Origin of the sequence: Mucilaginibacter boryungensis (genome assembly GCF_015221995.1) — a bacterium.
Taxonomy (GTDB): domain Bacteria; phylum Bacteroidota; class Bacteroidia; order Sphingobacteriales; family Sphingobacteriaceae; genus Mucilaginibacter; species Mucilaginibacter boryungensis.
Map to the genome: position 1 here is coordinate 1,034,918 of NZ_JADFFM010000001.1, position 26,010 is coordinate 1,060,927.

The 26,010-nt window shown below is 43.6% G+C and carries 23 protein-coding genes and 1 other RNA gene; 13 read left to right on the forward strand and 11 right to left on the reverse strand.

Annotated features, from left to right (window positions below; translation table 11 throughout):
• Positions 1-28 precede the first annotated feature (28 nt).
• A complete protein-coding gene (locus tag IRJ18_RS04450; RefSeq protein ID WP_194104998.1) occupies positions 29-946 on the forward strand; it encodes a DnaJ C-terminal domain-containing protein in 918 nt (305 codons plus the stop codon).
• A gap of 3 nt (positions 947-949) precedes the next feature.
• Positions 950-1,246 (forward strand): chaperone modulator CbpM, encoded by a 297-nt coding sequence (locus IRJ18_RS04455; RefSeq protein WP_194104999.1) that lies wholly within the window; start codon positions 950-952, stop codon positions 1,244-1,246.
• Positions 1,247-1,285: 39 nt separating this feature from the next.
• Here IRJ18_RS04455 and IRJ18_RS04460 read toward each other — a convergent pair whose 3' ends face one another.
• Positions 1,286-2,062 (reverse strand): enoyl-CoA hydratase/isomerase family protein, encoded by a 777-nt coding sequence (locus tag IRJ18_RS04460; RefSeq protein ID WP_194105000.1) that lies wholly within the window; start codon positions 2,060-2,062, stop codon positions 1,286-1,288.
• 189 nt (positions 2,063-2,251) lie between these two features.
• Between IRJ18_RS04460 and IRJ18_RS04465 the strand changes: the two genes are divergently transcribed.
• Complete coding sequence (locus IRJ18_RS04465) at positions 2,252-2,608, forward strand: response regulator (RefSeq protein WP_194105001.1); 357 nt, start codon at positions 2,252-2,254, stop codon at positions 2,606-2,608.
• Positions 2,609-2,612: 4 nt separating this feature from the next.
• Here the strand turns inward: IRJ18_RS04465 and IRJ18_RS04470 are convergent, their stop codons facing one another.
• Positions 2,613-2,858: a helix-turn-helix domain-containing protein gene (locus tag IRJ18_RS04470; RefSeq protein ID WP_194105002.1), complete on the reverse strand. Its 246-nt coding sequence runs from the start codon at positions 2,856-2,858 to the stop codon at positions 2,613-2,615.
• Positions 2,859-3,159: 301 nt separating this feature from the next.
• Between IRJ18_RS04470 and IRJ18_RS04475 the strand changes: the two genes are divergently transcribed.
• Positions 3,160-3,531 carry a response regulator transcription factor gene (locus tag IRJ18_RS04475; RefSeq protein WP_194105003.1) on the forward strand — a complete coding sequence of 124 codons (372 nt, stop codon included), beginning with the start codon at positions 3,160-3,162 and terminating at the stop codon, positions 3,529-3,531.
• 262 nt (positions 3,532-3,793) lie between these two features.
• On the forward strand, positions 3,794-4,159 hold the full coding sequence (locus tag IRJ18_RS04480) for a response regulator (RefSeq protein WP_194105004.1): 366 nt from the start codon (positions 3,794-3,796) through the stop codon (positions 4,157-4,159).
• A gap of 84 nt (positions 4,160-4,243) precedes the next feature.
• Here IRJ18_RS04480 and IRJ18_RS04485 read toward each other — a convergent pair whose 3' ends face one another.
• The 6 genes from IRJ18_RS04485 to IRJ18_RS04510 form a co-directional block, all read right to left on the reverse strand.
• Positions 4,244-5,203, reverse strand: coding sequence for a YpdA family putative bacillithiol disulfide reductase (locus IRJ18_RS04485; RefSeq protein ID WP_194105005.1), 960 nt, complete (start codon positions 5,201-5,203; stop codon positions 4,244-4,246).
• A 90-nt stretch (positions 5,204-5,293) separates the two neighbouring features.
• An RNA gene (gene ffs / locus IRJ18_RS04490) (signal recognition particle sRNA small type) lies at positions 5,294-5,392 on the reverse strand.
• 167 nt (positions 5,393-5,559) lie between these two features.
• A complete protein-coding gene (locus tag IRJ18_RS04495) occupies positions 5,560-5,811 on the reverse strand; it encodes a hypothetical protein (protein ID WP_194105006.1) in 252 nt (83 codons plus the stop codon).
• A gap of 107 nt (positions 5,812-5,918) precedes the next feature.
• Positions 5,919-6,668, reverse strand: a complete 750-nt coding sequence (locus IRJ18_RS04500; protein ID WP_194105007.1) for an ABC transporter ATP-binding protein — start codon at positions 6,666-6,668, stop codon at positions 5,919-5,921.
• Positions 6,665-7,531 (reverse strand): ABC transporter permease, encoded by an 867-nt coding sequence (locus IRJ18_RS04505; RefSeq protein ID WP_194105008.1) that lies wholly within the window; start codon positions 7,529-7,531, stop codon positions 6,665-6,667. The genes IRJ18_RS04500 and IRJ18_RS04505 overlap by 4 nt, the downstream gene beginning before the upstream one ends.
• Positions 7,531-8,493, reverse strand: coding sequence for an ABC transporter substrate-binding protein (locus tag IRJ18_RS04510; protein WP_194105009.1), 963 nt, complete (start codon positions 8,491-8,493; stop codon positions 7,531-7,533). Before IRJ18_RS04510 ends, IRJ18_RS04505 begins: the two co-directional genes overlap by 1 nt.
• A 126-nt stretch (positions 8,494-8,619) precedes the next feature.
• Here IRJ18_RS04510 and IRJ18_RS04515 point away from each other — a divergent pair, with 126 nt between their 5' ends.
• The 3 genes from IRJ18_RS04515 to IRJ18_RS04525 all read left to right on the forward strand — a co-directional run bounded on the left by IRJ18_RS04515 (position 8,620) and on the right by IRJ18_RS04525 (position 12,997).
• Complete coding sequence (locus tag IRJ18_RS04515; protein WP_194105010.1) at positions 8,620-9,765, forward strand: methionine aminotransferase; 1,146 nt, start codon at positions 8,620-8,622, stop codon at positions 9,763-9,765.
• A gap of 56 nt (positions 9,766-9,821) precedes the next feature.
• Positions 9,822-10,601 (forward strand): amidohydrolase, encoded by a 780-nt coding sequence (locus IRJ18_RS04520; protein WP_194105011.1) that lies wholly within the window; start codon positions 9,822-9,824, stop codon positions 10,599-10,601.
• Positions 10,602-10,813: 212 nt separating this feature from the next.
• Positions 10,814-12,997 (forward strand): penicillin acylase family protein, encoded by a 2,184-nt coding sequence (locus tag IRJ18_RS04525; RefSeq protein ID WP_194105012.1) that lies wholly within the window; start codon positions 10,814-10,816, stop codon positions 12,995-12,997.
• A gap of 47 nt (positions 12,998-13,044) precedes the next feature.
• Here IRJ18_RS04525 and IRJ18_RS04530 read toward each other — a convergent pair whose 3' ends face one another.
• The gene (locus tag IRJ18_RS04530; protein ID WP_194105013.1) at positions 13,045-13,473 is read right to left on the reverse strand and encodes an SRPBCC family protein; all 429 of its coding nucleotides are present in this window, start codon (positions 13,471-13,473) and stop codon (positions 13,045-13,047) included.
• Positions 13,474-13,702: 229 nt separating this feature from the next.
• On the opposite strand from IRJ18_RS04530, the gene IRJ18_RS04535 reads away from it, so the two are divergent.
• The gene (locus IRJ18_RS04535; RefSeq protein WP_194105014.1) at positions 13,703-14,560 is read left to right on the forward strand and encodes a DUF4349 domain-containing protein; all 858 of its coding nucleotides are present in this window, start codon (positions 13,703-13,705) and stop codon (positions 14,558-14,560) included.
• A 66-nt stretch (positions 14,561-14,626) separates the two neighbouring features.
• The gene (locus IRJ18_RS04540; RefSeq protein WP_194105015.1) at positions 14,627-14,815 is read left to right on the forward strand and encodes a hypothetical protein; all 189 of its coding nucleotides are present in this window, start codon (positions 14,627-14,629) and stop codon (positions 14,813-14,815) included.
• 84 nt (positions 14,816-14,899) lie between these two features.
• Here the strand turns inward: IRJ18_RS04540 and IRJ18_RS04545 are convergent, their stop codons facing one another.
• Together IRJ18_RS04545 and gldB are read right to left on the reverse strand one after the other, a co-directional pair.
• The gene (locus tag IRJ18_RS04545) at positions 14,900-17,353 is read right to left on the reverse strand and encodes a carboxypeptidase-like regulatory domain-containing protein (protein ID WP_194105016.1); all 2,454 of its coding nucleotides are present in this window, start codon (positions 17,351-17,353) and stop codon (positions 14,900-14,902) included.
• Positions 17,354-17,466: 113 nt separating this feature from the next.
• Complete coding sequence (gldB, locus tag IRJ18_RS04550; RefSeq protein ID WP_194106642.1) at positions 17,467-18,504, reverse strand: gliding motility lipoprotein GldB; 1,038 nt, start codon at positions 18,502-18,504, stop codon at positions 17,467-17,469.
• A 72-nt stretch (positions 18,505-18,576) separates the two neighbouring features.
• On the opposite strand from gldB, the gene IRJ18_RS04555 reads away from it, so the two are divergent.
• The 3 genes from IRJ18_RS04555 (at position 18,577) to IRJ18_RS04565 (ending at position 25,852) form a co-directional block, all read left to right on the forward strand.
• Positions 18,577-20,226 carry an NAD+ synthase gene (locus IRJ18_RS04555; protein WP_194105017.1) on the forward strand — a complete coding sequence of 550 codons (1,650 nt, stop codon included), beginning with the start codon at positions 18,577-18,579 and terminating at the stop codon, positions 20,224-20,226.
• Positions 20,227-20,316: 90 nt separating this feature from the next.
• Positions 20,317-20,916 carry a DUF4136 domain-containing protein gene (locus IRJ18_RS04560; protein WP_194105018.1) on the forward strand — a complete coding sequence of 200 codons (600 nt, stop codon included), beginning with the start codon at positions 20,317-20,319 and terminating at the stop codon, positions 20,914-20,916.
• A 241-nt stretch (positions 20,917-21,157) separates the two neighbouring features.
• Positions 21,158-25,852, forward strand: a complete 4,695-nt coding sequence (locus tag IRJ18_RS04565) for a T9SS type A sorting domain-containing protein (RefSeq protein WP_194105019.1) — start codon at positions 21,158-21,160, stop codon at positions 25,850-25,852.
• Positions 25,853-26,010 lie beyond the last annotated feature (158 nt).

Below are 26,010 nucleotides of genomic sequence, written 5' to 3' on the forward strand. Positions count from 1 at the left end.
CGTTTACTATTTATTACAACCTAAAGGCATGGCTTTTATTGATTATTATAAAATTTTAGGGGTCGAAAAAAACGCTGACGAGAAAAGTATTAAAGCCGCTTATCGTAAACTGGCACGCAAACTGCACCCCGACCTTAACCCTAACGACCCAAACGCAAGCAAGAAATTCCAGGAGCTGAACGAAGCTAATGAAGTACTGAGCGACCCGGTAAAACGCAAAAAATACGACCAATACGGCGAAAACTGGCAGCATGCCGATCAGTACGAGCAGGCACGCCAGCAACAACGGTCGGCCTATGGTAACCAGGGTGGCAACGCTTACCAGACAGGCGGCTTTGAAGGCTTTGGCGGCGATGCCGATTTCTCGGAGTTTTTCAATTCCATGTTTGGCGGCGCGGCCAATGGAGGCGGCGGTCGCAGGCAGGCGGCTTATCGCGGGCAGGACTTTAATGCCGAATTGCAACTGAGCTTGCGTGATATTGCTGAAACGCACAAGCGTACGCTAACTGTAAACGGTAAACAGATCCGTATGACCATCCCGGCAGGGGTGGAGAACGGGCAGACCATAAAAATTGCAGGCCATGGCGGCCCGGGCAGAAACAACGGCCCGGCGGGCGATCTCTACATCACCTTTGTAATCCCTAACGATCCCGATTTTAAACGCAGCGGGTTCGATTTGTACCGTACCATAAAGGTTGATCTGTACACTGCTGTGCTTGGCGGCGAGATAACCGCCGATACACTGAACGGTAAGGTTAAGCTGAAACTGAAGCCCGAAACCCAGCAGGGCACTAAAGTGAAATTAAAGGGCAAAGGGTTACCGGTATATAAAAAAGCCGATCAGTTTGGCGATTTGTACCTTACCTATGATATCCAGGTACCGCAGAACCTGACCGATAAACAACGCGAATTATTTGAAGAACTGGCTAAAACCACTAAACACTAAGCCATGGCAACAAAAAATATGATACCCGCCGATGAAGTGTTAACCCATCACCAGGTAGAACAAACTTTTATACATGAGTTAAAGGATGAGGGCCTGATCCATATTAACATTGTGAATAAAAAAACATTTATCCCGGCTGAAGATTTGCCTATGCTGGAAAAGATGATCAACCTGCACCGCGATCTGGATATTAACGTAGCCGGACTTGCCTCTATAACCCACCTGTTGCAGCGTGTAGATGAACTGCATAACGAGTTGTGGCGGTTGCGTAACAGGTTACGTATGTACGAGGAGGAGTAAATTAGGATATCGGACCTCGTTCGAAAATGACATTTTTTATTAACGCTTCCCGCCTAAAAAGCCCCCGAGTGCTTTCTGGGTAAAATCAGACAATACCAATTCGCCGCTAATAGCTGCACGTTTGGCCAGCAGGTCGTCCCAATCTTCGGTACCTTCCCACATAATTTGTTTCAGGCCTTCCAGCGCGCCCGGGTGGTAGGAAGCCAGCTTTTGTACCAAGGCATCAATAGCTTCATCTAAAGCGCTTATATCAGGGTAAACCTCATTATATAAACCTTTCTGCTGTGCCCATAGCGCTGATTGAAAATCAGTAGCCCGGATAGTTAATTGTGAGAATGCGGGCAACCCGACCTTACGGATAACCACCGGCGAGATTACAAAGGGGCCTATGCCAATAGCTAATTCGCTTAATTTTATGGCTGCGGCTTCCGTAGCCAGACAATAATCGGCTGCGGCGGCTAACCCAACCCCCCCGCCTACAGCTTTGCCCTGCACACGGGCAATAATTATCTTGCCCGATTTTCGGCAGGCGTTTATTACGTTGGCAAAACCGCTAAAAAATTCAGCGCCGCTTTGTTTATCTTTTAATTGCAGTAGTTCATCAAAGCTAGCACCGGCGCAAAATGTGCGGTCGCCCGCGCTTTTTAGCAAAATAACGCGGGTAGCGTTATCATCGCCTGCTGTTTGTATTGCGTTGGTTAATTGGCGCAGCAAATTGGCCGGTAACGAGTTTTGCGCAGGATGAAAAAATATAATAGTAGTAACACCCTGGCTATCTGTCGACGATTGAACATAACCATTTGCTGTATCGCTCATAAAAACAGTATTTACAATTGCGGTACTAATATCTGCAGATTATAATGCAAGTGCAACATTATGCACGGTATTTTCGTACAAGGTAATTTTAGAAGATCTAATTTAATATTAAGAAAATTTCGTATTCTAATTTAAACAGTTATCTTTGATAACATCACATCTATTAACTAATAATAAATATTTACCTGAGTGAAAATCGTTGTAATTGAGGATAATCCAGATATTATGGATGTGGTGGATTATGTATTAACCAGCGATGGACACGAGCTGATCCCTTGTAAAGACGGGAGTATTGAATCTGAACTTGGCGACATAAAGCCCGACCTGGTATTTATTGATGAGTATTTACCGGTAAAAAGAGGCAGTGATATTTGCAAACACATTAAAACCAGCCCACACTTACGGCATTTACCGGTGGTATTAATTTCTACTGTGCCCAATATTGGCAAAATAGCCAAACAAAGCGGTGCCGATGCCTATCTTGAAAAGCCTTTTGAACTAAGCGATCTAATTGCGCTTACCCATAAATTTATACCAACAGCGTAGCCCGTTAATCGTGAGGTAGGTTTGGTATCTTAAGTAATTCATTGGGGTCAATATCCAGGGCTTTACCCAAGGCTGCAATAGTTGTTAGTTTGGCATTTACCCGACCATTCTCAATACGGTATATTTGCGAAAGTTCCATATCGGCCATACGGGCTAATTTATCCATCGATAATTTTCGTTGCAGGCGTAGTTTTTTAAGATTACGGCCAAATACTTTGGTTACTTCTTCTTCCGGCAGTTGGAAAAACATAAGGTATATTTAAATAGGTGATTGAGGCTTGGCAAATATACATTTACCGTTAAAATTTAACTATCAAACGTTTTTTTATACTATAAATTTTATGCAGAATAAAAATTTATTGCCCTAAAAAACGGGATGCATTGAAAATTAATATGATGTGGTAAAAATGCTGCATAATATGTGTTTATAATAATGCAATATATTTTATAACAATAGGTTGTAGTAATAAATAGGCCATTTTATAGGTACACCCCTGCTATCGCGTAAAAATGCTATTATTTGGCATGCCTATTGCAAGCAGTTCAGTATCATGGAAAAGGAAAAAAGGATATTAGTGGTGGATGATGATCCGGGTATTCTGGAGATGCTTGGCGAAGTGCTTTCCTATTATGGCTACAAAGTAAGTACGCTATCCCGTGGCGACAAAATATTTGATCGTATTAATGAATATCACCCCGATTTAATTTTAATGGATATTATGCTGGCCGGAATGGATGGCCGGACAATATGCCGTGATATTAAATCGGTTGAAAACAGCGGTAATATTCCTATTATCCTTATCTCTGCCTCAGAGAATGATGCATCGTGGTTAAACAGAGAAGGTGCGCCCAACGATTTTCTACCCAAACCATTCGATCTGGACTTCCTTATGAAAAAAATTGAGCATCAACTGGCAGCTTAATAATTAATTGTACCTCCTTCAATATAGCATTAACCATTTCAGCCTTGTTTATGCTATCCCGATATTATATTGTATATTATTACACGAGTTTTTATTATAAGTTAATAAAATAAATTATTTTAACTTGAAATTGCATGATAATAAAATTATAATTATTATTGCGTTGCATTTTAAACTACACGGTTAAATATATTAACGCAGTTTTCCGATACTTCAAATAGCAAATAATCATTCAACACCTGCCTGTAGGCCATTGCAATAAATGTTAAAACGTATTTTGGTACTGGACGATAACCAGGACATATTAGAGGTTGTAAACGAGGTTTTGGCCTACGAAAATTTTGACGTGCATGCCACATCAAACAGTGAGGGTATTATAGCAGTAACCGAAGCCTACAACCCCGACCTGATTATTTTAGATTATCGCCTAAACAATGCCAACGGCGGCGAAATTTGCCACGAGTTGAAATCGCACCCTAAATTTAAACACATCCCAGTTATTATTTTCTCCGCTTATATTAACCTTAGTATTGATTATGCTAAATACGGCTGTGATGCTGTGATCTCTAAACCGTTCGACCTGTCGCAATTGATAGAAACCGTTAACGGGTTAATTACTAAGGTATAATCAGCTACCTACCTTATGCCCGACTTGCTTCGGCATCTCCCTTGCCAAATACCCCGAAAAATCTGAATGACGTTTGACAGATAATTATTGCTTTTGTACAATATTGTTGATGATCATATCCGCATGTACGCGCGAATTCTCGATGAACCACAGATGCGTATCCATGCCCCCGCAAACAACACCAGCCAGGTAAACGCCTTTCCGATTGGTTTCCATCGTTTCAGGATTATAATGGGGGATGAACTTTTGATCTTCAGACAGACTTATTCCCAGGTTATGCAGAAACTGGAAATTCGGTTTATAACCCGTCATAGCCATTACAAAATCATTGGCAAGGGTAATATTACCATCAGGGGTTTTAATCTCAACTTCATGCGGGCGTATAGCAACCACGCTCGAATTAAAATAGGCTTTAATACTGCCTTCTTTTATCCGGTTTAAAATATCAGGGCGCACCCAATATTTAACACGCTTACTCACCTCATCGCTGCGTATCACCAGCGTCACTTCGGCGCCTTTACGGTAAGTTTCCAGCGCTACATCAATAGCCGAATTGCTGGAACCAACTACCAGCACTTTTTGTAATGCGTAATAATGCGGGTCCTGGTAGTAATGCTTCACCTTAGGTAGGTCTTCACCGGGGATATCCATTGTTACCGGGATATCATAAAACCCGGTAGATATAATTACATTTTTAGCCTGATAGGTGGCTTTAGATGTGGTAATATCATAATGCCTGCCTTTGTGCTCCATCTTAATCACTTCCTCAAACAAATTAACAGGCAGGTTATAAGAGAAGGCTACGCGACGGTAATATTCAAGCGCTTCGGTACGGTTAGGGCGTTTGTTAATAGTTATAAAGGGTACGCCGCCAATCTCCAGTTTCTCGGAAGTAGAAAAAAAGGTCATGGTAGCCGGATAATTGTATAGCGAGTTGACCAGACAGCCTTTCTCTACAATAATAAAGCTCAATCCCGCTTTTTGCGCGGTCAATCCGCAAGCCAGGCCAATAGGGCCACCACCGATGATTAATATATCCAGCATAAAGCAAATGTAATGAAAACAGCAAAGCCTTCAATTACTGAAGGCTTTGCTATATTATTTTTGTCCCTTTCGGGAGTTAATTCCATAAAAAATGGGTAAGCTACTTTTATCGCACCGCTCAACCTTCTACCCTTGCTGTGTTCCCACCCTGGGGGAGTTCAAAAGGAGCTGGTCGTAAAAGACTTACCCGGGGCAAATATAGCAAAAAAGCCCGCGCGGGGAATAGTTTTTATGCAAAAACTATTCAATGTGCAAATATGCAGATGTGCAGATATGCAAATGATTAATTGTCAGGGTACTAAAAATCGAGATAATTTCATCTGCACATTTGCATATACACGCATCTGCACATTCATTTATGCTGCCTTCTGGAATGGGCTGGTCTGTACCGGCTCTATCATATAGTTATTCATCAGTTCCTTTTCGGTGATGATCATTTTAAAATCGGTATAGATCATGCCATCCTCAAAAGGATAAACAACGTAGCCGCGTTTATTAGCGTCGTATTCGCCTAATTCAAAAAGTTCGTCCTGCGTTTTGCCTTTTATTTTAGCGCCCTGCACTAACTGGTAGGCATCTTTTATATCGTTAAAAGTGATGTTCTTCATGGTACGCATACCTATACAATTACTTTGCCAATAGGCGGAAAGCAGAAGGCAAAAAGCCTAAAGCAGCATATTTATAGCTTTTAGCTCTATGCTTTCAGCTTTTCGCTTTAAGAGAACCACTCAAACAGGTCATTCTGCGATAAGGCTGCTTTCTTTTCCGAACTCAGGTCGTGCAAAACAACACCTTCACTCATTTGGATGATGCGGTTGCCGTAAGTAAAAGCATCCTTAAGGTTATGGGTGACCAGAATTGCGGTCAGGTTGAAGTCTTTAATTAACGTATCGGCCGTTTGCATCACCACCTGTGCCGATCGCGGGTCTAATGCTGCCGATGGCTCATCCAGCAAAAGTATTTTGCAATCGTCCATTACGCTCATCAGCAAAGTAAGGGCCTGCCGCTGCCCGCCAGAGAGGGTGCCCATCAGCTGTTCGGTTTTGTTTTCAAGGCCCATGTTCAACAGGCTGATCTTTTCTTTTACCTGCTTTTTAAAAGCTTCGGTAACGCCAATGCCAAAACCTTTGGGCTTAGTGCGTAATGCGGCCAAACGGAAATTATCCAGTATGCTTAGATCAGGAGCGGTGCCGCTTAGCGGGTTTTGAAACACCCGGGCTATCCATTTACTGCGGTTGTATTCGGCCAGTTTGGTAACATTAGTGCCATCAATACTAATGATGCCACTTGTAGGTAAAATACTACCCGATACTAAATTTAATAAGGTTGACTTACCCGAGCCATTCGACCCTACAATAATAACATACTCGCCACTGGCAATAGTCAGATTGACGCCGCTAATGGCATGTACCTGGTTAGGCTGACCTTTGTTAAAGGTTTTGTGGAGGTCGGTCAATTGTATCATGCGGCCCTCCGGGTTAAACGTGGTAAACCTACAATTAACAGCACAAATGCGGCGGTAACCAGCTTCAGCAGGTTAGCATCAACACCGGCGCTTAGTGTAAAGGCCAATACTAATTGAAAAACAATAGCGCCGCCCAGCACCCAGGCCAAACTGGCCCAAACAGAGGTAATATGCAACCAATTGATCATAGTTTCGGCAATAATAACCGAGCCTAAACCCGTTATGACCACACCAATCCCCATGCTGATGTCGGCAAAGCCCTGGTATTGGGTAATCAGGTAACCACTTACTGCCGTCAGCGCGTTAGCCAGCGCCAAACCTATAACTTTCATCCGGTCTGTATTTACCCCCAGCGCGCGGATCATACTTTCGCTATTGCCCGTGGCGCGCATGGCTATGCCAAAATCGGTTTTCAGTACGTAGCCAATAAATAAAGTAACTAAAACCACAAATAGGAGTAATATCCACAACGCGTTATGGTTAGGATCTGAACTGAAATTGATCAAAGTAAATAACGACGGCAGGTTTATCAACGGCAAATTTGATCGCCCCATAATGGTTAGGTTGACAGAGTATAACGCTGTCATTACCAAAATGCCCGCCAACAGTGCATTAATTTTCAATTTAGTGTGTATCAGTCCCGTTAAAGCTCCTGCCAGTGCACCGGCAATAATTACGGCGGGTAATATAATGTAGGCTGGTTGATGTTGTGCCATTAACACAGCAGTAACTGCGCCGCCCAGGGTGTAACTCCCATCGGTAGTAATATCAGGGATGTTAAATATTTTCATGGAAATAAATATCCCCAGCGCAAGGGTGCCGAAACACAAGCCTAATAATAACGCGGTGAGGTAAAATTCCATTATTTTACAGCCTGGAAGTTTGTGGGCACAGTAATATGATATTTGGCCACCATAGCTGGGTTGTATACGCGGCGCCTAACTTTCACCATAGTAGGGTGCAGGCCGGTAGTATCGCGGGTTTTCAGGTATTGCACGGCCTGTTCGCCCGCCTGGTAGCCCCACTGGTACATATCGGCACCAAAGGCAACCACCGCGCCGCGCTTAACCAAACCGGCCTCGCTGGTAAAAATGGGGACAAATTTCGCATCGCAGCCTTTCAAAATAGTTTCAAAAGAGGCAAAAACAATATTATCGGGCAAGGCAAAAAAGGCGTCGATGTTCTTATTCAATATAGATTGGGTAACCAACTGCGCATCGGCCGAGGTATATACCGGTGCAATAACCAGGTCAACATTTGATGCCGCGGCCTGTTTCTTTATTACTTCCAGCGCGTCTTTCGATTGCGGCTCCGATTCGTTATATATAACGCCGACCGTCAGCTTGCCCATTTTAGGTTTCAGCAATTGCGGTATCAGTTTAAACGAGGTATCAATATATTTCAAGTCTTCTACAGCGCCAAACAGGTTGGGCGGGTTACGGCCATAGTTATCCAGTACTTTCATACGCTCGGGCGTTGGCGATACCATTGCAAAAATTGGGATGGTTTTGGTTTTTTGCACACAGGCTAAAGTTGAAAGCGTGGTATTAGTGGCCAGTATATCAACCGGTTTATTAATAAAATAATTGGCAATTTGTACTACGGTAGGAATGCTGCCCTGGCCGTTGCGGTATTCAATTTTAACGGTATGCTCAGCTTCGCTGTAGCCGCCTTTTTTAAGCGCGTCGGTAAAGCCAACGCGGGCTTGCCCAACGGTAGCATCTTCAAAAGCATCAACAAAACCTACCACAGGCACTTTGCTGCCATTGCAGCCAGCTACTAAGTAAATTATAAAAACTACGGCGATGTATCTAAGGGGTTTCATAAGGGGCTAAGTTAAATATTTTTGCTAATGAAGTGCAAGAGTATCAGGGCGCTTACGTTGGTTTTACGCATGGCTGACCGACGATGCTAAATGGGTAAAATAAAAAATCCTTATTTTAGACCCTGCATGATACCTGTTACTTCTAAACTGCCCCAAACGGGCACTACTATTTTTACTGTGATGTCGGCCCTTGCGGCTGAAACCGGCGCTATTAACCTGTCGCAAGGTTTCCCGGATTACGATTGCCCGCCCGAATTAGTTGATCTGGTAACCCGGGCTATGAAAGATGGTTTTAACCAATATGCCCCCATGGCCGGATTGATGATCCTGCGCGAGCAGATTAGCATAAAAACGGAAAAGCTATATGGCGCTACTTATAACCCGGATACCGAAATAACCGTTACTGCCGGTGGTACGCAGGCTATTTTTACGGCTATTAGCGCTGTGATACACCCTAACGATGAGGTGATCATTTTTGAGCCGGCTTATGATAGTTATGCCTCGGCTATCAAACTAATGGGCGGCATTGTTAAATCGCTGGAACTGGAACCGCCCGATTACCGCATCCCATGGGATATGGTTAAACGGTTGATCACCAGTAAAACCCGGATGATCATCCTCAACTCGCCGCAAAACCCAACCGGCAGTATTTTAAGCAAAACCGATATTGATGAATTGATAGCCATTGTAAAAGGCCAGGATATCTTTATACTAAGTGATGAGGTGTACGAACATCTGGTTTACGACGGGCAGGAACACCAAAGCATGGCCCGCTACCCCGAATTGCGCAAGCGCAGTTTTATAGCCGTGTCGTTTGGTAAATTGTTCCACAGTACCGGCTGGAAAATTGGCTATTGCCTGGCCCCGGCCAACCTGATGCAGGAGTTTAGAAAAGTACACCAGTTTTTGGTGTTCAGCGTTAATACGCCCATGCAAGCAGCTATTGCCGAATACCTGAAGGATGAAAACGTTTATGCGGGTTTGCCGGCATTCTTTCAGCAAAAGCGCGATTACTTTAGGAATGGGTTGAAAAACAGTCGTTTTAAGCTGCTGCCCTGCCAGGGATCGTACTTTCAATGTGTAAGTTATCAGGATATTACGGATGAAAAGGATGCCGACCTGGCTATACGTATCACCAGGGAATTTGGGGTGGCATCTATACCGGTTTCAGCTTTCTATAGTAAGGCGACAGATCATCATATTTTAAGATTTTGTTTCGCCAAAAGGCAAGAAACGCTGGATAAAGCCGTTGAAAGATTGATAAAGATTTAAAACATATACGAAGCTTTTACCGTAAAACATATAAGCCGGGCCTAAAAAATCAACCGATGGAAAACTTAAAGATCACTACTTATCAAGGCTATCTTTTTTGGGAAAATATTGATAAGAACCTGCAAAACATTACGTTGCGATTGGGCGGCATACGCGAAAAAACTGACCTCATTATTCTGCCGGAAATGTTTAACACCGGTTTTACTATGGATGCCGAACGCCTGGGCGAACCCATGGGTGGTAAAACCATGCAATGGATGAAAGCAACTGCCGAAAAATACAATTGCACCATTACCGGCAGCCTGATTATTAAAGAAAATAACAAATACTATAACCGCCTGATTTGGATGCGCGCCGACGGTACTTATGAGCATTATGATAAACGCCACCTGTTTGCCATGGGTAAAGAGCACCTGACCTACACTGCCGGAACTAAAAAACTGGTAGTAGAGTTAAAAGGCTGGAAAATTTGCCCGATGATATGTTACGACCTCCGTTTCCCCGTGTGGCTGCGTAATGTGAAAGAGCAATACGATATGCTGATCATTGTAGCCAACTGGCCCGAGAAACGCGCCTTGCATTGGCGCACCCTGATACCGGCCCGCGCTGTGGAGAACCAAAGTTATGTGATAGGCTTGAACCGTGTAGGCCACGATGGTAACGAGGTTTACCATTCGGGTGATAGTACCTGTATTAGCCCCAACGGCGATGTGGTTTATTACAAACGCGACGAGGAAGATGTATACACCTTCACTATTAACCCCGATGAATTAACACGGGTACGCCGTGCCATGCCGTTTTTGCGCGATGCAGATGAGTTTGTGATAAAAGATTAGTAGAACTCTTCACACAACGTCATCCCGAACTTGTTTCAGGACCTCGCATGTAAAGTGAAGCAGCTCCGCTATCGGGAAGAAAAAACATAATGTTTAAACTGCCGTAGTTTACACTTGCTTCACGGTGCTGTGAAACACTTGTGAAAAATGTTTGTGACCTTGAGTGTTTGATGAGGGCAAATACCTAAATTTCGTTTCTGTAATCCCATCGCATGAAAAAAATATTACTCCTGATATATGCTGTGTTGCCGTTAATGGTGTCGGCACAAAAATTTACCCCGCAGGAAATTAGCCGTTACAAACAGCAGGCAAAAGCAGTAACTATAATTCGCGACAACTGGGGCGTGCCGCATATTTATGCGCAGACCGATGCGCAGGTAGTTTTTGGGCTGATGTACAGCCAATGCGAGGATAACTTTAAGGGTATTGAACGTAATTATCTTTATCAGATAGGCCGCCAGGCCGAGGTTGACGGCGAAAGCAATCTCTATACCGATGTGCAGTTGCAAATGATTGCCGACAGCGCCGACGCGATAAAAGATTACAAAGCCAGTCCGCCATGGTTTAAAAAACTGATGGATGCCTTTGCCGATGGTATCAATTATTACCTGTATAAACATCCCGATGTTAAGCCGCTGGTGTTTAAACACTTTGAGCCCTGGTACGCGCTGATGTTTACCGATGGCAGCGTATCGGCTACCGTTACCGGCGGGTTAGGCTTAAGTGAGACAGCCCGCTTTTACGGTCAGCCGGGGATAGATTTGGGTAAGCTAAAGCAGCCCAAAACTTTGCAGGAAGAACTGGACGAGCGGGAGATCGGATCGAACGGGTTTGCCTTATCGCCTAAGTTAACGGCTTCGGGGCATGCCATGCTATATATCAACCCGCATGTGCCGTTCTATTTCCGCAGCGAAGTGCAACTGGTTAGTAATGAAGGTTTAAACGTTTATGGCGCGGTAACCTGGGGCCAGTTTTTTGTTTACCAGGGCTTTAACCAGCACTGCGGCTGGATGCACACCAGCAGTAACGCCGATGTAGGTGATCTGTATGCCGAAAAAGTAACTAAGAAGGACGGCAAATGGTATTACGAGTATAACGGCCAGCAAAAACCGGTAACCGAACGCAAACTGAACATAAATGTTAAGGAGGGTGATAAAGTGGTCTCAAAAACCTTCACGGGTTATTACACACACCATGGCCCGGTACTGGGTGCGCGCAATGGTAAATGGCTTTCGCTGAGGAACGATAACCGATCGTATCCGGCCTTACTGGAGTCATGGTTGATCACTAAAGCCAATACTTTTGCTGAGTATAAAAAAGCCATGGATATTGGGCATAATGCCACCAATAATACGGTATATGCTGATGACCAAGGCAACATCGCTTTCTGGTACGGCAACTTTACGCCAAAACGCGATCCTAAACTGGATTGGACACAGCCCGTAGACGGCACTACCCCAACTACCGAATGGCAGGGCCTGCACAAGCAGGATGAAATAGTACATGTATATAATCCATCAACCGGATGGATAGAGAACTGTAATTCTACCCCGTTTACTTCATCAGGCACGGCAAGTCCTGATAAAACGAAATACCCGGCCTATATGGCGCCCGACGGGCAGAATTATCGGGGTGTCAATGCTGTTAAATTATTCAATGGTGCTAAAAACATGACCATGGATGATCTAATAAAGAAGGGCTACGATAAATACCTGACGGCCTTTGATGTGATGCTGCCGCCGTTATTTAAAGCTTACGCCGATGCTCCGGATAGCATTAGAACATCGCTTAAGGAACCTATACAAGTATTACAGCAATGGGACAGACGGTCTGCGGTAAATTCGGTAGCTACTACCATAGCATTTGAGTGGGGCACGCGCATGATGCAATTGCTGCCACGGGCCAGATCGTCAGAGGAGGGCACTTATCAAACCAAACGTACAGAGGCCATGCTGGCCAATGCCCGGTCTGCTCAATTTTTAAATGAATTAACTAATACTATCCACAGCCTGCAAAGCCGTTACGGCGACTGGAAAGTACAATGGGGCGATATTAACCGCTACCAGCGACCGGCAAATGGTGTATTTGATGATAACGCGCCGAGCATCCCGGTAGGGCAGGTATCATCATTATTCGGGCAACTGCCATCATTTGTGAGCCGACCAATGAATGGCACCAAAAAGCGCTATGGCTACAGCGGCAATAGTTTTATTGCGGCTGTAGAGTTTGGGCCGAAGATAAAAGCTAAAAGTATTATGACCGGCGGGCAATCGTTCGATCCGCAATCGAAAAACTTTACCGATCAGGCCGAGGGGCATATTAACGGGCAATTTAAAGATGTGCTGTTTTACAAAGCTGATGTACTGAAGCATGCGGCAATGACGTATCATCCGTAATAACTACAACGGGATGTGTTACTGGTATGCATCCCGTTGCTACTGGTTTACGCTTCCAGCAGTTTCTTCATCGCATCCAGCACCATACCCCAGTTTTTCTTCATGTGTTCAACTCCATCTTCGTTCTCTATTCCCTCCTGGGTAATGGTAACTTTACTACCATCGCCATTGGGCTCAACTTCATAAAATACGTCTACGTAGTTTTCAGGTTTATCGGCTTTGCCGCTCATGCTGCTCCAATAGGTAGTGTGCAGGCGTTTAAAAGGGATCACATCCATAATCTGGCCCTTATCTTCATAGCTTTTACCTTCCCATTCGCCGGTATAAGTAATGCTGCTGCCCAGTTTCCAGTCGGATGTTACAGTAGTTCCAAACAGGTATTGTTTGATCATATCCGGATCGGTAAATGCCTGCCATACGCTGGCTACAGGGGCATTAATATTTTTAGTAACGGTAACTTTTAAGGGGCCTGCCATAATGTTGCGGTTTATAGTGAATTTATAGTATAACCACGATAGATGTTAATGGTTCTTGAAAACTGCAACTTAAAACCAGCAGTCAAACATTGTAACAACATATTTTACAATAGGGTAGGGTTACTATTATGCCTTGGCATGTATCAATTAAAAAAAGCAACCACATCCTCTGAATAAAGCCGGCCGGTATATTGAAAGGGTGACTTAGAAACCACTAAAAATTAACATCATGAAAACAAAAATTTTAATGGCGCTGCTGGCCGGCACCGTACTGCTTGCCGCATGCAAAGGCTCAGGATCATCTTCAAGCGCTGATAGTGCGAAGCGGGCTGCTGCACAAATGGATTCTGCTGAAAATACCAAGCTGGTAAAAACCGGAGAAATACGGTTTAAAGTAAAAGACGTAAGGCAGGCCACCCAACAGATATCAAAGCTAACTACACTTTGTGGGGGTATGGTGATGCATCACGATATGCATTCGAATATCATAAGCCAGCAAAGTATAGATATGCCTAACGATTCGGTAAAGAAACTAACCGTTTACAACAGCACGGCCGATATGACCATAAAAGTGCCGGTAGAATACGTAGAGGTCCTGATGGATTCGATAGCCCAAATGGGCGCTTATGTGGATAATAGAAAGATGGAGGTGGAAGACCGTTCGCTGGATTACCTTTCGGAAAAATTGAAGTCGCAAAACCGGATAGCCTCAGTCAACCAGAGGAGGCACATTAAATTAACCCAGCGTGGCGCGGATAGCATCTTACAACTAAAAGATGATGTGGTAGACCGTAAGATAAGCAACATGCGTACCGATGAAGCTGCGAAATTTAGTGTGCTGAATTTGAACCTTTACCAAAACAATACAATAGCAAAGGAAATTGTATTGAGCGATGACCTGTCGCATTACAACACACCCCTGGGCACGCGGGTGGGCATGGCATTTTCCAATGGCTGGCATTACTTCTCGGCCATGATAGTTGGTTTGCTTAATTTATGGGTGTTCCTGTTAATTGGCGCACTGATTTGGATAGGTATAGTTATTTACAAAAGGAAAAAGCAAAATAAGGCCGAAGCGACTACATAAAATATGAAATTGCTTACACTATTTTCATAAACATTTATATTTTTGCACAAACAAAACATCAATAAAATGAACACAGCAGAAAACGCAAATGCAACACACCATTATGTAATGTTAGTTATTGCCACAGTTATAGGCTTGGTAGGTGTATATCTGCGTTTCGCCGGTGATTCGGCTACACTAAGCGCTGTTTCAAACCTGATCATGGTTGTTGCAGTTATTTTATCGCTTAGAACGGTATTTGCCATAATGAAATAAGCAGAAGCGATTAGCATATAAAAAGAGCGGCCAGGTTTTCCGGCCGCTCTTTTTTTGTTATGTAGCTTTTTAATGTGTCATTTATTACTCCACGGTAAAACTCTTTACCACATGGGCGGGGCGGCCATCGGCCGTAATGCCCTCAATAGTTATTTGATAAGTCCCTTTATCATCAGTGGTATAAAACTTAAAGGTGGCGTTTCCGGCTTTATCGGTAACAATATCCGGTTTCCAATATATAGTAGTACGATGGTCGGGTATAGCGCTCGGGTTTACAGTATAGTTGGGGGCGTAAAATTCCCTGATAGCGTGGTAGCCGGTTATAATTAACGGTACAGTCCCCGGCGATGGTTTTGAAGGGTAATGCAGCTCACTCTTGCCGGTTTTTGTAGTGATAATAATAACCCCATTGTTACCACCGTATAAAGCACTGGTAGCGGCAGTGCGCAGTATTTCAATACTCGCTACATCTTCAACAGGTATCCAGTTTAATGGAGCATCACCATCTGAGTGTAATTCCACACCGTCCAGCATTATCGTCATTGGTTTAGGCGCGTTCTGTCCCGTTAAAAAATTATCTGCACGGTTAACAAACGCGCTATCATCAATAAACTTAACTCCCATAGCCCTGCCCTGTAAAAACTGTTTCAGCGTCATGCTGTATTTCATCTCATCGGCCAGGAAAATCTCGTCGGCATTACCCGCACCATTGCGGTTGGCCGAAAAAGCAGGCACCATTTTGCTTTTTGATCGGGTAGTGGTGATGTTAACTTCCTTTAAATTGATTGCGCCTAACCGCTGTTTTACCGAATCGGGCAATTGTTTGTAAGCAGTTTTCAGATACGCCTGGTAGGTAGCGTCATCTATAGGTTGCCCGTTATTCAAAGGTGTATAGCTGCTTACCCCGGGCTGAGGATCAACTTTTAAAATTAGGTTGCGCTTATCATCGTGCACGGTTACCGAGAAGCGGTTATTCTCGTTCAGCAACAAGTTATTAAACACATAACGCCCCTTAGCATCGGTAACCGTGTCAATACCCATGTACGATTTGACCGAAAGCAACGATACTTTCACATTTGCTGCGGGTGTACCGTTACGTGAAGTTACCGTACCGCTAATGGTAAACGATTTTTCGGGCTGGAAATTAACCATAGGCATTTTTCCGGCTTTTACATCTTCCCACACAATGCGCCGCCAGCCCTGGCACAAGATAAGGTTGTCCAGTTCGGTCATGCGGTCGTTATCAAACACCTCAAAATAATGATCGGGGTTTTCTACATAACCTTTCAATTCGGGGGTTAACAATAATCCCGGTAAAATGCCTGATTGGTTAGTTTTAAGCTGCGGCAAGCCGCCTAGGTTAACTACTGCTGCCGAAAAAGTACCGTTACGCAGGCTATCGGCATCCTCGCCGGCTTTAAGGGTTACCATAACTTGCTGACGGTTCTTATATTGCTGATTATCTAAACTGGCAGTAAGCGGTAGTGCGGTATGTGGGTTCAGGTTAAAGAACAGTCGCTCGCATAGTGGCTGCATATTTTCGTTAAACAAGGTTACCTGTATTATCCCCGACGGGAACTTATCCAGCGGCAGCCGGGTTAACGATTCAGGCGCATTAATAACTTTTTGCCCTGCATAAATAACTTTACCCTGCTTTTGCACCAGTATGGTTACATTTTGGTTTTTCACCAACGCCGGACTGGTCTTTATAGCCAGCAATACATTCACCGGCAGGTGGGGCAACAGCGTTAAAACAAAACCTTCGGGTAGTGCGGCAGGCAGGTTAGTAGTTTGGGTTGTTCCGTTGGTATAGGTCACTACAGCTTTGTAGGCCTTGCCAGCTTGCGGTGTCAGGAAAAAACTGCCCATGCCTGCATAACCTGCGGTAAATTCCGCCAGTTTTTCGCCCGTATCATCGGTAACATAACCACTTCCACCGGCTGCAAAACCATCTGGTTGCAACATTTTAAATGCTACCCGACTTTGCAGTCCCGCCACCATGTTACCGCCTTCGGGCATAAAACTAATGCTGTTGCTTTTTGCCTGTTTAGTGCCGTTAGTACCGGCAGGTTTATTTTGTGCCGTACCGGTAGCATCCTGTACACGGCCAATGGTAAATTCTTTATTAAAAAAAGTTTCCTCAGGCAGGTTACGCATCCAGTTGGTGTAAGCACGCAAATGGTAGGTGCCTTGTTTTAAGGTATCAACCAGGTGTAAATCGCCAATGGTCACACCGTGCAGTATCAGCAGTTTGGTTTGGTTTATTACTTTGTTAGATGGATCGATCAGATCGATATATAGTATTTTGCTTAAGGCCGATAACTGATTTTGAACGCCAAAGGTAACATAACCCTTAAGCCAAATATCATCGCCGGTAAGGTAATGGGGTTTATCTAAGTGCAGGTATACTTTTTCCTGCGGCATGGCCGCTCCGTATTGTTGCAGGTTATTTAAAAATTCAGTTTGCTGGGCAAGAATAGGTTTAGCAAATGCCAGTATGAGGCATAATAAAATGAAGGTTGTTTTTTTAGTGGCCATAGGTTAGGTAATAATTAAAGCAATATAACATTATTATCGCTATACAAATTACCTTAAATGAAATTGTTTATTGTCAGGAAAGTATGCGTATTCGCGTCTTCAAAAAATGAACATCATTTCGGCCGGTATTTCGATCCGTTCAGTATCTTCTGCGCATCATCGGTTGCCATTAATTGGGGCAGGGTAATATTGGGGTTCTTGTCCATATAGGCGCGTACTATTTGCCAACCGGTCCATACACCTAATTTTGGGGCCGATTCGTTATTTTCACCTAAACCCGGTGTGAATGGCGCTTCGCCCAAAAACTTTTGAATTTTTATCTCATCCGAATTATACAACAGGTTTTCTTCTAAAAAGTAACCCCATATATCAGCCTTGTATTGGTCGCACCATTTCATTTGTGCATTGGTAAAGCCAATTTTTGTACTATCGGGCACGTCCGGGATGATCTGATCCATAAAGTACATGATCTTGCCGGCGTATATCATCTTATCCAGCAGGTTTTTATCTTTATCCGGTTCGGGGAACATATCCTCGCGGGCAATGCCTTCAACCACCCGTGGTGTAATATTATCGGGTGTAAACCTGCGCGATACATAATGCGGTACAATTTGTATCAATGCGGGGTAAAAGCGGGAATTTTCACCTAAAAACATATCCAGACCGATAGCAAAATAGCCATCGCCAATACTTGTTTGCGCCTGGAAGCCAGATATATAGGCATATATTTTTGGCAGCTGTTTTTTAGGGAAATAATATTTGATATGTTTAAAAGCGTCGGTTAATTCGGCTTCCTGCTTATCAAGGTTAGGGTAAACGGAATCTACATCGTGTTTTACATCTTTATAGGCCTTGTTGGCCAGCATACCGCGCAGCGTTTTAAAATATGATGAATCGCGGATACTACCCATAGGTAAAATGCGTTCAATAAAGTCCTGATAAAAAGCGCCATATTTACGTTGAAGGAAAAGCGCCTGCGCAGCCATTGGTTTTTGGCGCATCTGGTCCAGGTCGTGGTCAAAGCGGTCTATCTTAACCTCAAGCTGTATATTACTTACGTCAATTTTTTTATGATTTGTACAGGATGCCAGCAGGATGCCGGTTATGAAAATTAAGTAAATTTGCTTTGCTTTGTTTTTAGCCGGTATCATATCAATGCTTTCGGCAAATTTATAGTTTTTGGACTGTATTTTGTGCAGTTCCAAATATCCATCAAACCAAATATGAAAATAGCATTAGCGCAACTGAACTACCATATTGGCAATTTTGAATCGAACACGGCCAAAATTATTGATAGTATAAAAAAAGCAAGACAAGAGGGCGCCGACCTGGTTGTGTTTGCCGAATTATGTGTATGCGGATACCCTTCGCGTGATTTTCTTGAATTTAAGGATTACATTAAAGCCGGGGAAGACGCCGCACTTAAAATTGCTGCCGAGTGTACCGATATTGCCTGTATTATTGGTATCCCGACTGAAAACAATAAGATTGAAGGAAAAGACCTGAACAATTCAGCCTATTTTATTGCCGACGGCAAGATAAGTGCCGTGGTAAACAAGGCGCTGCTGCCCAACTATGATGTGTTTGATGAATACCGCTATTTCGAGCCGTCCACCTCGTTTAAATGTATAGATTTTAAGGGGCACCGTATTGCGCTCACTATTTGCGAAGACTTATGGAACACTATTGAAAACCCGCTATACATTACCCGGCCAATGGACGAACTGATAAAGGAAAATCCGGATGTGATGATCAATATCGCTGCATCGCCGTTTGCTTACAACCACGATGAGGAGCGTATTGCTATATTGGGCGACAATGCCCGCCGCTATAATTTGCCACTGTTTTATGTGAACCATGTAGGGGCGCATACCGAGCTGATCTTTGACGGCGGATCGCTGGTGTTTGATAATAAAGGAGATGTGGTAGATGAGCTACCTTATTTTGAGGAAGCCATTACTTATTACAACCTGAAGGATAAGGCCGGGGTTGAGCTGTTGCAGCCGACCACCATGCGTGCCACCCGCCAAAGCGATATTGAACAGATACACGATGGCTTGATATTAGGTATCCGCGATTACTTTTATAAATCGGGCTTTAAAAGCGCTATCCTGGGCTTATCCGGGGGGATCGATTCGGCTGTGGTATGTGCGCTGGCCGCCGCGGCCCTGGGCCCGCAAAATGTGATGGCGGTGTTACTGCCATCGCGCTATTCAACAGATCACTCTATTACCGATGCCGAGATACTGGTGCGTAACCTGGGGTGTAAATCAGAGACCGTTCCTATCCGTCAAATTACCGATGCATTTGAATCGGCCCTGCAACCGCAATTTCAGGGGCTGCCATTTAACATCGCCGAAGAGAATATCCAATCGCGCAGCAGGGCAGTGGTGCTGATGGCTATGTGTAATAAGTTTGGCTATATCCTGTTGAATACATCAAACAAAAGTGAAGCAGCCGTGGGGTATGGCACCCTATATGGCGATATGTGCGGCGGGATATCCGTTTTAGGCGATGTTTATAAAACACAGGTATACCAGATGGCTAATTATATTAACCGCGATAAAGAGATCATCCCGGTAAACTCCATAATAAAACCACCATCGGCCGAGTTAAGGCCCGATCAAAAAGATAGCGATTCGCTGCCTGAATATGATATACTGGACAAGGTATTGAAGGAGTATCTTGAAAACAGGTTGTCGTCATCGCAAATTATTGAAAAAGGTTATGATGAAGCTGTTGTGCAGCGTGTAATTAAGCTGGTAAATATGGCCGAACATAAACGTTACCAAACGCCGCCTATTTTGCGGGTATCGCCAAAGGCATTTGGCATGGGGCGCAGGATGCCTATTGTTGGGAAGTACTTGTCGTAAGCTAAAAGCTTTATGCTTTGGTCTTTAGAAACTAAACCTTCTGCTTCTTGTTTAATCTAAGTATTAGATTTTTAGAGAGGAGTGGAGGATATGAAAAAATGGATCACCGGAGGGCTGTTAACTATAGTAACCCTCTTTTTCGTAGCTTGTTCAAGCTACACTTATTACTCGGTTGGCAACGCCAGCAAGGTAAGCAGATATAGTACCTTTGCCTGGTTGCCCCCAATAAATAATACCAAAAACCCTTATTTCGACAATGACCTGGCCGACCAAAAGATCAAAGACCAGGCTACGGCCGATCTGGAGAGTAAAGGTTTACGCCTGAAAGCCAACCGTCCCGATTTGCTGATACGTTATACCATTGTGGTTGATAACAGGATGAAAACCTATAACGAGCCGGTATATAGTTATAATTACGGTGGTTTTTATCCACGGTATGGTTATTATCGTGGCGGGCGTGCTTTTTATTATGGCTGGCGCGGTGCATACCCGGTATACCTGGGCGAGGAAATTTATCATGTACCTTATAAAGAGGGTACGCTAATATTAGATATTATTGATCGCACTACCCATAAGGTAATTTGGCGTGGGTATGGCGTTGGCGAAGTTACCAACCCCGAACGTGCCATAAACGATCTGCCACAAGTAGTTGACGGCATTTTAAACAAACTGCAGATCAATAAGATGTAACAATACTATTCCTAATATCAATAACAACCCTGTTGCTTAACTCATACGTAAGTAATAGGGTTGTTTTGTTTAAATATATTAATTAATATTATATTATTCATTATCATATCGGATTTAATAGCTGAAAACGCTAATAATATTTAAAAAAATATTATTTTTGGTAACCCTCCATATGAAAGACAGTAATAAAATTGTTTAAAATAATTTGCTGTTAGCTAATTAGCTAACTAACTGTATTTATATGAGTAAAACCCTGCTTATTAGATTTGCACTAAATTGCAGAAATATATTTAGCTGCATAGCGCTTTTGCTATCCATCTCTTTATGTTCAAGCGCTGCTACAAAAGCCTGGAAGGGTACAGGCACTACATCATGGACAACCGGATCAAATTGGGTAGGTGGTGTAGCACCGGCTGCGGGTGATGATGTAGTTATTGGCGATATTAATATGACTGGCAGTATCATGCCAACGCTTGCTTCAGCAATTTCCTTAACTTCATTAACATTAGGGCCTACCCAAAATGTTACGCTTACCATGTCTGCAAACCTTGTACTTACTATAACAGGTACTTTAACTATAAATTCAGGCAGTACTTTATCTTTTACATCTACCGGTACCACTGCTGCACTTGCAGGTGCATTTATCACAGGTGGTACAGGCCTGTTAAAAACCACCAGTACCAATACTACAGTTCCTTTACCTACAGGTAAAACCTGGAGTTTCGATGTAGAATATGCCGGTGCTACCCAGAAGGTTGTTGCCGGTACTTATAACGGCGATCTGACAATGTCTGGTACCAATAACAAAACTGCACTTGGCGATATTTCAGTTGGGGGTGTTTTAACCATAAACACAAGTCGTACTTTAGCAATGGGCACTAACCAGCTAATAACAGTAGGAAGTACAAGCGGGGCGGGTACCCTGACTACGGGAAGTACAGACACCGCACCAATACCTACCGGTGCAACATGGGCATTTAATGTAACTTATACTGGTACAACCCAAAATGTTTCGGGTGGCACTTATAATAACGATTTGACTTTATCTGCAGCATCAGGCACCAAAACCGTTGTTGGCGGCGATATAACCATAAGCTCAGGTAATTTATTAGCGCTTGGTGCCAATACACTTGATATGGGGGCCAATACATTATCCCTGGTTACTACACCAACAGGCACATCTGCAGCGGTATTAAAAACTGCCAGTACGGCCACTGCTCCAATTCCTGCCGGGATAACATGGCCATTTGAAATTGATTATACAGGCACAGGGCAAAATGTTGTTGCGGGTACGTATAGTGGCGACTTGAACATTGGCGGTAGTGGTACACAAACCGGCACAGGCACAATTGCCATGGGTACTACAGGTAATTTAACGGTTAATGGTACACTAAATATGGCAACATTTGCGTTGACAGGTACTTTACCAACTATTGCAGGTACGGGTTTATTACAAACCGCCAATACTTCAGCAACGCCTATTCCCACAGGTAAAACCTGGACCTTTGAGGTAGAATATAATGGCGCCGCGCAAACCGTTATGGCCGGCACTTATAATGGCGACCTGACAGTTTCTGGCACAGGTACGAGCGCAGCTTCGGGTGCAATAACCATGGGCACTGCTAAACTTACCATCAGCAGTACGCTAAATATGGGCACAAACCAGCTTATTGGCTCTGTCGGCATGACGACAGCTGGCAGTGGATTGCTTCAAACCTCAAACATATCAACTACTATTCCCATCCCCACAGCAATGACCTGGTCTTTTAATGTGGAATATAAGGGTGCTACTGTAGCTTTAGTAGCGGGTACATACAGCAGTGATCTGACTCTGAGCGGTACAGCTGCAATAACTATGAAAGGTGCGGTTACTGTAGGTGGCGATTTCCATTTTGGATTGAGCAATGCTGTCCTTTTTCATGTAAATAATGCAACTTCAAACGCACTAATCATAAACGGCGACCTTATCGCCACTGCAGGTGATTTTGATTTTAACGCTGGTGCGTCAGGAACATCAACGGTTACAGTTAAAGGTAATTTTTCAAATACTGCCGCTAAATTTGAAACAACGGGCAACGTTGCGAACGGAATTTTAAGTTTTGCCGGAACCGGTACAGTAGCCAGTCCGCAAACTTTTACCAATACTACCCCTGCAAATTTAGTGTTTGTAAACTACCAGGTACAAAGCGGCACGGTTTTGCAGCTAAATTCCGACCTTACGTTAGAGAGGGAAACCTCTGCAACCTTCCGGGGTACACTCACGGTTTTATTGGGCGGTACATTAAACGTGGTTAACCAAACGATAACGGCAACAGATTCCGACGCAAGCGGGGGGACATCTTCTGTAACTATCAGTTCAGGAGCTACGTTAATAACTTCGAATAGCTTAGGTATCCCCGGTTCAATCCCGGTAACCAATGCTACTATCTCCTATAATTCGGGCGCTAATTATGAGTTTGACGGAACTGCCGCATCTGTTACCGGTACTTTTACAACTACACCTACATTGTTAACTGTTAATAATTTAACCATTAATACTACAAATATAGTAACAGCAAGCCAGGCTTTTTCGGTGAGTAGTGCCTTAAATATAACAGGTACCTTAAATATGGGTACCAATTTGCTTAGTGGGGTTAGTAGTAACACTGGCACAGGTACGTTAGAAACGCAGGCCACTGCTACTGCCATCCCAACGGGCAAAGCCTGGACAGTAGGTTTACTATACGATGCTACAAGTACACAATCTATAGTAGCAACAACATCCTACAACGATATTTCATTTGCAGGTACAGGTAATAAAACCTTCCCTTCAGGTACAACAACAGTTAATGGCGATTGGAATTCAGCATCAGGTATTAAAATAGACCTTACCACCAATACCGCGACCGTTACATTTGGCGGCTCATCGGCACAAGCCCTGACCGATGTAGGCAGCGATAGTGGTACCGGTGTTGTATTTAAAAACGTAAATTTTTCAGGCGGCGGCACAAAAACCATGGGTGGTACGGGTAAGTTTTCGGTATCATCAACCGGTCTGTTAACCATGTCGGCCAGTACACAATTAGTTGCCGGTGGTTTGCTTTGGCTAAAATCAGACGCCAGCGGATCGGCAATGGTAGCAACCATGCCATCGGGGGCAAGTATAACAGGCGACGTGTATGCCGAGCGTTATTTGTATGGCAATAATGATAATACGCGTCGCGGCTACCGATTACTGTCGTCAACTACGCATGATGCCGCTACTTCTACTTATAATGTGTTTAACCTAAAGCAGAATATTTATATTACAGGTACAAGCGATGCATTGCCTTACGATGCTACTGATGCTACCAAGTTTGATAACTCGCCAAATCATGGCTCGACAATATACCATTACTACGAAGCAGCCCCTAAGTTTCAAACCAGTGCCGATTTTAAAGCTATCACCCTACCGCTTACAAACGATGAATTCCAGGTTGGCGAAGGCATATACCTGTTTTACCGTGGTTTAAGAACACTTACAGATTTAAGCGGCACCAGCAGGTTTGCCACCACAGTTAAGCCTGAAGATAATACACTTGTGTTTAAAGGTACGCTTAATCAGGGCACATATACTGTGCCGTTATCTTATACTTATTCAGGCGATTATAATGATGGCTACAATTTGGTCGGAAACCCGTATCCTGCAACATTAGATGTATCGAGCAGTATAACTTTTACCGGTACGGTCGATCCGTTTATTTATGAATTAGATCCTACTACAAAAGCGTTTTGTACCATCAACAAAAACTCGGTTACTACAAAAACCGGTAATGCATCGCAATATATTGCCAGCGGTCAGGGCTTTTTTGTGAAGGCGCAAGCTACCGGGGCCAGCATTACCTTTAACGAGAGCGGTAAAGTGATATCGCAGCAATTATCACAATTGAGTACTCCGCGCTTGTTAATGAGTACCGGGCCGGTAGCTGCTACACAAACACCACAGGTGTTAAAGCTAAAGATGATAAACCCGGCAGACAGTACCGCAGCCGACGATATTGCGATAGCTTTTGAAAGCAACGGCAAAACTACTTACGATGGGAGCGAGGATGCCTTTGATTTAGGCGGCAATGGTACAGTAGCCTTATCAAGTTTTTCGTCGGATAACATTAAACTGGCTATAAATACTTACCCTTCTATCACCCTGACTACTAAAATAAAACTGGGCGCTGTTAGCTTGTTAACCGGGAATTTTAATATGGTAGCCAGTAATTTAGCCAGCCTCGATTCGAAGTACCAGGCCAAACTAATTGATAATTATAAAACCGATACCATAAAATTATCAGCAAACAGTACCTATGCTTTTAGTGTAGACCGCACCATACCCGCCACCTATGCTGATGGCCGTTTTGAAATAGTATTCGCCGAAACACCGATAGCCATTAATCAGATATTAAGTTTCTCGGGCATCAGGGTTAAAAAGAATATTGATTTGACATGGAAAGTAAACGCAAACCCTGTCCCTGTTAAATTTACGCTTGAGAAATCGACCGACAATGTCAACTTTTCTGTTTTAACCAATATCCTTTCAGACAGTCGCGATACTTATTCTTTTAGCGATGACCAGCCTGTAAAAGGGGATAATTATTACAGGTTAGGGCAAACTGATATTAACAATCATTTTAAATATGCGGACACCATAAATGTTAAATATAAAGATGGTGATGATGACAACGATAAGCCGTTTAAAATATATCCGCAGCCTGTTTTAAGCACTTTGAATATTGCACTCGGTCAGAGTTACAATGGTGAGGTGAAGGTTAAAATAATGGATCTGTCGGGACAGATAATAAAGAAAGATGGTTTTAAAGGTACAACCTATAGTATGGACCTTAGCAAGCTGTACCTGGGCGCTTATATTATCGAATTAAGTAACGAAAATCAAATAATAGGACAGGCCAAGTTTATAAAACAATAAAAGCCTGTTTTATACCACCAACAAAAAAAGCACCTCGATAAGAAAATAGGCCATCAAAATATCGCACTGCAATTTCACCAAACGTTCTGATGGAACGTCCGATTTTGTACTAACTGCTACCCACCAAGCATCCCTATGGGATGAAAATGAGAACCGTT